The sequence below is a fragment of the Paraburkholderia sp. genome (assembly GCF_035656215.1).
In the GTDB taxonomy this organism is placed as follows: Bacteria; Pseudomonadota; Gammaproteobacteria; order Burkholderiales; family Burkholderiaceae; genus Paraburkholderia.
Genome location: NZ_DASRSY010000048.1, coordinates 1 through 3695 on the forward strand (window position 1 = coordinate 1; position 3695 = coordinate 3695).

Genomic DNA, 3695 nt, shown 5'->3' on the forward strand with positions numbered 1-3695 from the left:
AGTATAGGAAATCTGCTTGCAGCTCGCCTGCGGGATATGAACAGGCCACAGTAGGGAAGGCCCCGGCTCCGCGCTACTGCACGCCATTAAACGTTGGCGTAATTGGTGGCCCACAGCGACGGGCTGACATTCAGATTCAACGGTACGAAGCCCGCACCGATCACGCCGATGTTGTTGAGAGCGGCAACATTGACGGTTTGTATCTGGCTGAGGTTCTGGACCACCGAGACGCTGACATTGGCGACGCCGCCAAGGCCGGCCATCGAAGGCAAGCCGGGCACGCTGCTGCCGGTGCCGCCGGCCACCGCCGACATTGCGCGGCGGTCGAGCTCGCGGGTGCGGGACAGATCGCGAATCATGAGGGATGACATGGTGATTCTCCAAAGGTGCGCGGAAGACGGGCGTGATCGAAGCGAAGCGGAGATTGCCGAGGGCCCCTCCGCTTCGCCGAATCAGGCTTTAAACGTGGATGTTGTTGCTCGACGTGACGCAGGGAACGATCGACGTATCGAGGCCGGCCGCGAACGCGACATTGTTGCCGTTGGCGTTCTGAACGTTGATTTCGTTGCTGATCAACTGCGTGGCGCTGACCTGCTTGCTGTTGTTCGGCGCGACGATCGGGCTGAAGTTGAAGTACGACACGGACGGGCCGAAGCCGCCGCGCACGGCGCTCATGGCCTTGCTGTCGAGTTGTGCGGTGAGGGACAGGTCTTTGATCATCAGCGTGTTCATGGTAAATCTCCTGGAAGGAACCATCACAGTCTTGCGGTTGGGTTCGAGCATCTTGTCTGCTCGAGTGTCACTAACGCATGGGCTGTGCCAGTTTTATTCGTGCCTCCTAAGAAAGTTGATGGAGGCTTGACACACAAGGCTTTCGCGTCACGCCGCTGCGTCGAAGGCGCAGCACGGCCACGAGCAGGCGACTGTCGGCTGATGGCACGTACCCAACAAAGCATCGGATTCTGTTGGATGTCGCAAGACACTCGCCGGGCGCGCACGCAGCGGGGCAATCCTGGTTTGCGAAAGCGCGGGTCGGGAGCTAGTATCGAAGCGGCACATGTAACTGGTTACGACAGGTTTTCTATCAGCCCGAAAGGCTCCGGTCGCATGCGATCCGGCCCAACGGCAGCGGGGGCGCTTCGCACAAATGGCTAGCCTTGCGCATGTGATTCGCGACTATCAGAGCGGCGAGCTGTCACGTGACGAGTTCGTCGCTCAACTCGACAGCACGTTGACGACTGAAGGACTCGGTCCCACGCAGCTGCTGGACATGCTCGGCGCAGCGCATCGCAAAACCCCTCTGCCTGACGATCTTTACGCCGAAGTGCGGCGGCGCATCGAACAGTTGCGCGTCTCGAACGTGGCGGCCGGCGGCGACGAAACCGGCATGCAGACCACCGTCGAGATACCGTCGGTACGTTCTGCGAGCGGGGCGAGTGGGCCGAACACGGCAGGCTCCACAAGTGCCGGGAGCGTCGCCGGTGTGCCGGGACACGATCAGATCAAAGGCACCGGCGATACGCTGAACAACCGCTTCGTTCTCGAGGAATGTCTCGGTGTCGGCGGGATGGGCACGGTGTACAAGGCGCTCGATTTGCGTAAGCTCGAGGCGTCGGATCGCAAACCGTATCTCGCGATCAAGGTGCTCAACGTCCAGTTCCGCGGCAATCCGAATTCGCTCGTCGCGCTGCAACGCGAGGCGCGCAAGGCGCAGGTGCTCGCGCACCGCAACATCATCGCGGTCTACGACTTCGACCGCGACGGGCCGATCGTCTACCTGACGATGGAGTACCTCACCGGCAAGCCGCTGAGCCAGCTATTGCGCACGCCGGGCTATCAGGGAATGCCGGTTCGCGCCGCGTTGCCGATTGTGCGTGGCATGTGCAATGCGCTCGCCTATGCGCACGAACACGGCTTCGTGCATTGCGATTTCAAACCCGCCAACGTCTTTCTCACGACGAATGCTGAAGTGAAGGTGATCGACTTCGGCATCGCCCGCGTGTTCCAGCGGCCGGAGGAGGAGAGCGACGCCACTGTCTTTGACCCGGGCAGTCTCGGCGCGATGACGCCCGCGTATGCGAGTCCGGAAATGATCGAGCATCGCGAACCGGACCCGCGCGACGATATCTACGCGCTCGGCTGCATTACCTACGAGTTATTGACGGGCCACCATCCGTTCGACCGATTGTCGGCGACGCAGGCTCGCAATTCGGACTTCAAGCCGCAGCGGCCCCCCAATCTCGATGCGAAACAGTGGCGCGCGTTGCGTACCACGCTTTCGTTCGATCGCGCCACGCGCATGCCGAGTGTCGTGCGTTTCATTGCGGAGTTCGACAACGAAGCGCGCGCGGAGAAGTCGGGTACGTTGGTCAAGGCAGGGTTCGCGGGGTTTGCGTTGGTGTGTGCCGCGGCTGTCGGCGTGTTTGCTTTGCGGTCAGCGCCGAATCGGCAAAGTGGCACGCAACCGGCTTCGGAGGCCACATCGGAGGCGTCGGCGGATCAAGCGGCTTCGATGGCGACGTCTGTTGCGGCCACAACGGTAGCGAGTACGCCGGAGCCGCCCGCGCCCAAACCCGCGTTGACCCTGGCCGCCGTCGCGCCGGTTCTGGCGCAGGTGCCGTGCTCGGCGCTGTCCGCTTCAGCACAAGACCATTCGTTGACGGTGCGCGGCTACGTCTCGCAACGCTACGGTGCGGCGCATCTGAAGGACACCCTGACGGCATTGCCGGGTGTCGATACGCTGACGCTCCAGGTCGAGCCGCTCGCCGACGACAAATGCGACACGATCAACGCGCTCGCCCCCTATTGGACCCGCAACTGGCAGGCGGGCCACGTTGCGTCGCTGCATGTGCGGCCGCCCAGCGGCCTGTTGAGCGAAGGTGATCCGCTGGTCGTCGATGTGACCACACCTGCTTACGACTCGTACGTGAACCTCGACTACTACCAGCTCGACGGCAGCGTCGTGCACATGGTGCCGAGCCCGCGCGCGAAAGACAACCAGGCGCCTTCGCATTATTCGGCCACGATCGGCAGTGCGGGTGACTGGATCATTTCGAAGCCGTTTGGATCGGAGATGGTGGTGCTGTTGATTACGCCCGCGCCGCTATTCGACAAGCTGCGCCCCGAAAGTGAATCACGTACCGATTATCTGCATGCATTGGATTCGCGGCTCGCGCAGATCGCCGGCAAATACGGTCAGGATCACATCGTCGCCGACTTCGCGCCGATCACGACCAGGCCGCATACGCCTTAAGGGGCGCACGGGGATCGTTCACGGCCGCCACTCGCTTTACTTCAGATCCTTGACCACCCTGAAGCCATCCTGAGACTGGCGCACGCTCGCGCTGTACTTGAAGCGCGTCGCGCTCAGCATGTAGCTGCCGCCTTCGCGCCACGAACCGCCGCGAATCACCCGCATGTCGCAGCTGGGGTTGTCCCACGCATGGCCGTCGGCGGGCGCGCCCTGGTAGGAGTTGTGCCAGCAATCGGCGACCCACTCCCAGACACTGCCGTTCATGTCATACAGCCCAACCGGATTCGGCGCGAACGAACCTGCCGTTTCGGGGCCGTCTTTATGCCATGGATCTCCGCAGTCCTTGCAATTGGCATTGCCCTTGCGCATCTGATCGCCCCACCAGTATGCCGTCGTGGTGCCGCCACGGTCCGCGTATTCCCATTCGGCTTCGGTGGGCAAG

At 62.4% G+C, this 3695-nt stretch carries 4 protein-coding genes; 1 reads left to right on the forward strand and 3 read right to left on the reverse strand.

Features of this window, described 5'->3' with window-relative positions; all coding sequences use genetic code 11:
• Positions 1–86: 86 nt before the first annotated feature.
• Together VFE81_RS02555 and VFE81_RS02560 are read right to left on the reverse strand one after the other, a co-directional pair.
• Positions 87–371 carry a hypothetical protein gene (locus tag VFE81_RS02555; RefSeq protein WP_325043088.1) on the reverse strand — a complete coding sequence of 95 codons (285 nt, stop codon included), beginning with the start codon at positions 369–371 and terminating at the stop codon, positions 87–89.
• A gap of 88 nt (positions 372–459) precedes the next feature.
• Positions 460–732, reverse strand: a complete 273-nt coding sequence (locus VFE81_RS02560; protein WP_325043089.1) for a hypothetical protein — start codon at positions 730–732, stop codon at positions 460–462.
• A 415-nt stretch (positions 733–1147) separates the two neighbouring features.
• On the opposite strand from VFE81_RS02560, the gene VFE81_RS02565 reads away from it, so the two are divergent.
• The gene (locus VFE81_RS02565) at positions 1148–3253 is read left to right on the forward strand and encodes a serine/threonine protein kinase (protein WP_325043090.1); all 2106 of its coding nucleotides are present in this window, start codon (positions 1148–1150) and stop codon (positions 3251–3253) included.
• A gap of 36 nt (positions 3254–3289) precedes the next feature.
• On the opposite strand, the gene VFE81_RS02570 is transcribed toward VFE81_RS02565, so the two are convergent.
• Complete coding sequence (locus VFE81_RS02570) at positions 3290–3694, reverse strand: formylglycine-generating enzyme family protein (protein WP_414695538.1); 405 nt, start codon at positions 3692–3694, stop codon at positions 3290–3292.
• Position 3695: the final 1 nt, after the last annotated feature.